This window comes from Claveliimonas sp., assembly GCF_037273965.1.
In the GTDB taxonomy this organism is placed as follows: Bacteria; Bacillota; Clostridia; order Lachnospirales; family Lachnospiraceae; genus Claveliimonas; species Claveliimonas bilis.
Genome location: NZ_JAYAZJ010000118.1, coordinates 1 through 5,794 on the forward strand (window position 1 = coordinate 1; position 5,794 = coordinate 5,794).

At 41.3% G+C, this 5,794-nt stretch carries 7 protein-coding genes; 5 read left to right on the plus strand and 2 right to left on the minus strand.

Annotated features, from left to right (window positions below):
• Positions 1 to 17 precede the first annotated feature (17 nt).
• The 5 genes from WJ238_RS10650 to WJ238_RS10670 all read left to right on the plus strand — a co-directional run bounded on the left by WJ238_RS10650 (position 18) and on the right by WJ238_RS10670 (position 3,570).
• A complete protein-coding gene (locus WJ238_RS10650; RefSeq protein WP_316270423.1) occupies positions 18 to 620 on the plus strand; it encodes a cell division protein SepF in 603 nt (200 codons plus the stop codon).
• A gap of 9 nt (positions 621 to 629) precedes the next feature.
• The gene (locus WJ238_RS10655) at positions 630 to 1,385 is read left to right on the plus strand and encodes a YlmH family RNA-binding protein (protein WP_230106148.1); all 756 of its coding nucleotides are present in this window, start codon (positions 630 to 632) and stop codon (positions 1,383 to 1,385) included.
• A gap of 40 nt (positions 1,386 to 1,425) precedes the next feature.
• Complete coding sequence (lspA, locus tag WJ238_RS10660; protein WP_230107617.1) at positions 1,426 to 1,965, plus strand: signal peptidase II; 540 nt, start codon at positions 1,426 to 1,428, stop codon at positions 1,963 to 1,965.
• Positions 1,916 to 2,830, plus strand: coding sequence for an RluA family pseudouridine synthase (locus WJ238_RS10665; RefSeq protein ID WP_316270421.1), 915 nt, complete (start codon positions 1,916 to 1,918; stop codon positions 2,828 to 2,830). The genes lspA and WJ238_RS10665 overlap by 50 nt, the downstream gene beginning before the upstream one ends.
• Positions 2,831 to 2,925: 95 nt before the next feature.
• Positions 2,926 to 3,570: a cytidylate kinase-like family protein gene (locus WJ238_RS10670; protein WP_337606921.1), complete on the plus strand. Its 645-nt coding sequence runs from the start codon at positions 2,926 to 2,928 to the stop codon at positions 3,568 to 3,570.
• A 140-nt stretch (positions 3,571 to 3,710) separates the two neighbouring features.
• Here WJ238_RS10670 and WJ238_RS10675 read toward each other — a convergent pair whose 3' ends face one another.
• Positions 3,711 to 4,445 (minus strand): tRNA 2-thiocytidine biosynthesis TtcA family protein, encoded by a 735-nt coding sequence (locus WJ238_RS10675; protein WP_230106145.1) that lies wholly within the window; start codon positions 4,443 to 4,445, stop codon positions 3,711 to 3,713.
• Positions 4,446 to 4,618: 173 nt separating this feature from the next.
• A complete protein-coding gene (locus tag WJ238_RS10680) occupies positions 4,619 to 5,686 on the minus strand; it encodes a tyrosine-type recombinase/integrase (RefSeq protein ID WP_316270419.1) in 1,068 nt (355 codons plus the stop codon).
• Positions 5,687 to 5,794 lie beyond the last annotated feature (108 nt).

The window sequence follows — 5,794 nt, forward strand, 5'->3', positions numbered from 1 at the left end:
AGATAGGAGAATTTAAAATGGGAGTATTAGATAAGTTTCTTGACATTATGAAATTAAGCGACGAAGATGACGATTACGATAACGATGATTTTTTCGATGATGAATATGATGATGATTATGATGACAGACCTGCAAAAAAAGGCGGTCTTCTTTCACGATTTAAAGGGAAAGAATATGATGATAATTATGATGATGACTACGATGATTATGATGACAGAGCGCCTAGATCTTCATCCAGAAATTCCCAGAGTTCTTCCCACGCTGTAAGCAGTGCCGGAAATAATAAAGTGACGCCTATGCGTCAGCCGGCATCCCGAAGAAACGCGCCGAATATGGAAGTATGTGTCATTAAGCCGTCTTCTGTTGAAGATGCCCGTGAGATTACAGAAACTCTTCTTAGTGGACGCACTGTTATTCTGAATCTGGAAGGTCTGGATCTTGAAGTGGCACAAAGGATCATTGATTTTACATCCGGTGCAACTTTTGCTATCAGCGGCAATCTGCAGAAGATTTCCAATTACATATTCCTTGTTACACCTACAAATGTAGATATTTCCGGAGATCTTCAGGATCTTTTGAATACCTCTTTTGACGCATCTTCTATGCGTACCAGATTTTAGGTCTGTTTCATGAATAAGGAAGAATTATTGCTTCAGAAACGTCTTGTGGAGCTTTCTAACACGGCATATCAAAGAGATATTGTTACTTTTACAGACTTTCTGAACCTGAATGAACTGAATATTTTACATTCCACTCCGAAACATATGTTTCCGGCAGCATATGAAACATATGGCGGATACGAAGCAGCAGAGCGTCAGATGGTTGCCTTTCTACCTGATGCTCTTTATTATGAGTACCGGTATCCTGTAGAAATCCTGAAGATTTCTCCGGTTAATCTGAAATTTGCGGAGAATCTTTCTCACCGGGATTATCTGGGCGGAATCCTTCATCTCGGAATTGAACGGTGCTGCCTCGGAGATCTTCTTGTATCAGAAGAGTGCTGCCGTGTATTTGTCACAGATTCCATGGCGGACTATATCTGCCGAAATTTGACAAGGATCCGCCATACGACAGTGAAAGTATCTGTGGAAAATATGGAGAATTTCCACTATACGCCGAATCTTGAACTTCACAAAGGAACTGTTTCCACGGTACGTCTGGATTCCGTTCTCTCTGTTGCATTCCCTTTGTCGCGCAGCAAGCTGACCGGACTTATAGAGGGCGGAAAAGTGTTTGTCAACGGAAAGCTGATCACCACAAATGCCTGCAGACTGAAAGAAAATGATATTATTTCTGTCCGGGGCATGGGACGTATAAAGTACCTGGGCATACTTTCAGAGACAAAAAAAGGGCGTTTGTATATCGAAATAGGAAAGTATATCTGATCCCAGAAGAGTAAGTAAAGAAGGATTGACAGAATTGATCATGGAAGAAAATCAGAAAAGACAAAATAAACATTATATTGCGGCATTCATCCTGGCGGCGGCAGGTGTTCTGCTTGATCAATGGAGCAAATATCTGGCTGTCACATATTTGAAGGATAAGAATCCTATCGATTTGATCCCCGGCATTTTTCAGCTTACCTATCTTGAAAATCGCGGGGCTGCTTTTGGTATTCTCCAGGGAAAACAATGGTTTTTCTATATCAGTACCTTTCTTGTGATGGGCGCGGTTATCTGGATTTATATGAAAATTCCGGCCTCAAAAAAGTTCCTGCCTCTTCGGATCTGCGCTATTTTGATCGTTTCCGGGGCAATCGGCAATTTGATCGATCGCATCCGGCTGCAGTATGTGATTGATTTCTTTTATTTTAAGCTGATCGATTTCCCGGTTTTCAATGTTGCGGATATTTTTGTGACAGTATCGACGATCCTTCTGTTAGTTCTGGTACTGTTTTATTATAAGGAGGAAGACTTTGAACAAATACTTTACAGCGGAAGAGACAAGCGGGATCCGGATCGATAAGTATCTGGCAGAAGAGATGCCGGAATTGTCCCGCTCTCACATACAGAAGCTGATAAAAGAAAAGATGGTCTGTGTCAACGGAAAGCCTGTAAAAAGCGGTTACAGGCTTTGTTTTGATGACAGCATAGAAGTTTCCATACCGGAGGTAAAAGAACCGGAAATCGAGGCAGAAAACATCCCTCTTGACGTTCTCTATGAGGATGAAGATATCATCGTTGTAAATAAACCGAAAGGAATGGTGGTACATCCGGCTCCCGGGCATTACAGCGGCACTCTGGTCAATGCATTGATGTATCACTGCAAAGATCAGCTTTCCGGTATTAACGGCGTTACGCGTCCGGGAATCGTCCACAGAATTGATATGGATACAACCGGATCCCTTCTTGTCTGCAAAAATGATATGGCTCACCAGAATCTTGCTCTCCAGTTAAAAGAACATTCTATCCGACGTGTATATGAAGCGATCGTTACGGGAAATTTAAAAACAGACAGCGGTACAATAGATGCGCCTATTGGCAGAAGTCCTGTAGACCGGAAAAAAATGAGCACCAGGGCGAAAAACGGAAGGCGTGCGGTAACTCATTATAAAGTATTGGAGCGATTCGGGGATTACACCTATATACAGTGTGAGCTTGAGACAGGACGCACCCATCAGATCAGGGTGCATATGGCATCCATCGGCCATCCGCTTCTCGGCGACACTGTATATGGATCTTCAAAGGTCCCGATCCGCGGTCTTCAGGGACAGACACTTCACGCTAAAACTTTAGGGATCATTCATCCAAGGACAGGCGAATACCTGGAAGTAAATGCGCCCCTGCCAGAATATTTTCTGAATCTATTAGACAGACTAACAAAAAAATAGTTCGAAATTTTCATAAAATTCTATACTTTTTCTCGAAATTGTTATATAATACATATATCTAGTTGGTAACAACGAGGAAGAGGAGCGTGAATGGTATGGAAAAAACAAATACAATTATTACCATAGGAAGAGAGTTTGGCAGTGCCGGACGTGAGATCGGTTATAAGGTTGCAAAGGATTTCGGCATCAAATTATACGATAAGGAAATGCTTGGCAGAGCGGCAAAAGAAAGTGGTATCTGTGAAGAATTATTTGAAGCCCACGACGAAAAACCGACCAACAGCTTCTTATATTCTCTGGTTATGGATACATATTCCCTGGGATATTCCGGCGGGAATTATACAGATATGCCGATCAACCACAAAGTATTTCTGGCACAGTTTGACGCCATCAAAAAAATAGCGGACGAAGGCCCCTGTATTCTGGTCGGACGATGTGCGGACTATGCACTGGAGGAATATAACAATGTTCTGAGTGTATTTATTCACGCCAAGATGGAAGCCCGTATCCGCCGGATCGCAAGAATTTATGACCTGACAGACGCAAAAGCAAAGGATCTGATCCAGAAGACTGATAAAAAGCGTTCCAGCTATTATAATTATTATACGAACAAACGCTGGTCTGACGCAGAAAGCTATGATATCTGCCTTGACAGCTCTGTCCTTGGCATTGAAGGAACTGCGGAAGCCATCAAACAGCTTGTAGCAATTAAAGAAAACGGCGGAGACCGTAAATTGTAAAACATCATAATGTAAAAATGATAAATTCCAAATAGAAAAGAAGAACCGCCGGCATTCCGATGCTTTCAAAAAAGTGTGTGATCGGAGTGTCGGCGGTATTTTTATGTTTTAACCTTATCTGATATTTTATCTGAAATATCTTATCTGACATGGGGGATCCGTTCCGGCCATCCCTTAATGTCTCCATTCAAAATTGCTGTAAACATTCGCTGCTTTGCCCCAGGATGCTCTGCATTCAACTGATGCACCAGCTCTTTTGCGTATTGGCGTTTTGTGTAACCGTCAATAGGGCACCTGCTTTTTACAACAGGAAGATCATATTTATTTTTAAATCCAATGACATCTGCTTCATCCACAAACATAATGGGGCGGATAACGGTCAGATCCATGCGGTCCAGATAAGTTCTCGGCGAGAAGGAATAGAACCTTCCCTCAAAGATCAGAGAAAGAAGCATTGTTTCAATGATATCATCCTTGTGATGAGCATAGGCAACTTTATTGCAGCCCATTTCTTTTACTGCCTGATTCAGAGCGCCTTTTCTCATCTTTGCACAGAGAGAGCAGGGATTGCTTTCTTTTCGTTCCTCGAATAAAATGTGAGCAATATCCGTTTTAACAATTTTGTAGGGAACATCAAGTTCTCTGCAAAGCTCCACAACCGGGCTGAAATCGCATTTTTCATAACCCAGGTCTACTGTAATGGCGCTCAGATTAAATGTCTGTGGATAAAAACGTTTCAATCCATGCAGCGCATAGAGAAGAGTAAGACTGTCTTTTCCGCCGGAGATACCTACTGCAATATGGTCGCCTTTTTCAATCATCTGGTATTCATCTACGGCTTTTCTTGTATAGCTCAATAATTGCTGTAATTTCATCTGATATGTAAAATCCCTTCTATTTTTTATTCTTGAATTATAACATAGTGATACTTTGCTATCGTACCTTATTCTTTTTTGGTTGTAAAGTATATTTAAAAAAGATTGATAAAAGGAAAACAATTAATGATTTATCAAACGAAAAGTGATAATATATCAATAAAGGCAGAATATTAAGGTTCTCTTAGACGGACAGCAGACGCCGCCTGCCGGCGTCTGTTTTCATCGATTGCAGCATAATGCTTTTTCGTTGTATTTACATCTTTATGTCCCAAAACGTCCGCTACCAGATAAATATCTCCGGTTTCTTTATAAAGAGAAGTTCCATAGGTGCTGCGAAGCTTGTGGGGAGTGATTTTTTTATTAGGTGTTACCTGGCGGGCATATTTTTTCACCATATTTTCCACTGCCTGAACCCCCATACGCCGGCGCTGGGTGGAGAGGAAGAGGGCATTTTCATGTCCGGGAAGGGGATCCACAGCCTTTCGGCTTCCCCCAATATATTTCATAAGAGCGGATTCCACCTCATCTCCGAAATACACAACCATCTGATTGCCGCCTTTTCTGGTGACAGTAACCCCGTCATTTTTAAAATCTATATCCGTAATATCAAGTCCGACACACTCGGAAACACGGATCCCTGTACCCAAAAGAAGTGTGAGAATAGCAAGATCTCTTTCTTTTGTCTTTTCGTAATATCTTCTGGCCTGTCCGGACAAAGATTCTCCGCAGGATTCCACATGGTCCAGAAGAAGCGCCACTTCATCTGCATCCAGGCGGATAATGGCTTTTTCATGCTGTTTCGGCATATCTACAAGAAGTGTAGGATTATGAGAAATATACTGGTGTTTATGATAATAGGCATAGAAACTTCTAAGCGCGGACATTTTCCGGGCAAGACCTTTTTCCCCGTTTGTCATTACCTCATCATCATCACGCCTGTATACTTTCAGATATTCCATATATTCCTCAATATCTACAGGCTCCAGATCATCCAAATCAGCCACTGTAAACTGGGTGATAGAATATTTACTGTAGATCGGATTATTTTCCATTAAAAAGTGAAAAAAAACACGTATATCATAAGCGTAATTCATTCGGGTACGAATAGATGATGTCGGTTCGATGGCACGAAAGAAATCCTTTGCAAAAGGAGGCAGCGTTTTCAGAATTTCACGAAGTCTTATCGTATAATCGATTTCTGTCTGTTCATGATATGTTTTATTCTTTGCATTTGGCATTTCCTTAATTTCACCCCTTATTTTTATTTCTTTCATTTTATTGGGATTGCTGGATTCTATTTATTCAGTATACTAGAATCCGGATTTTTTGTCTATAAGATCGGAAGA

Excerpts from the sequence above, each read along its gene's own strand:
- WJ238_RS10680 (WP_316270419.1), bottom strand. The coding sequence starts at position 5,686 with ATGCCAAATGCAAAGAATAAAACATATCATGAACAGACAGAAATCGAT.
- WJ238_RS10650 (WP_316270423.1), top strand. The coding sequence starts at position 18 with ATGGGAGTATTAGATAAGTTTCTTGACATTATGAAATTAAGCGACGAA.
- WJ238_RS10655 (WP_230106148.1), top strand. The coding sequence starts at position 630 with ATGAATAAGGAAGAATTATTGCTTCAGAAACGTCTTGTGGAGCTTTCT.
- WJ238_RS10675 (WP_230106145.1), bottom strand. The coding sequence starts at position 4,445 with ATGAAATTACAGCAATTATTGAGCTATACAAGAAAAGCCGTAGATGAA.
- lspA (WP_230107617.1), top strand. The coding sequence starts at position 1,426 with ATGGAAGAAAATCAGAAAAGACAAAATAAACATTATATTGCGGCATTC.
- WJ238_RS10670 (WP_337606921.1), top strand. The coding sequence starts at position 2,926 with ATGGAAAAAACAAATACAATTATTACCATAGGAAGAGAGTTTGGCAGT.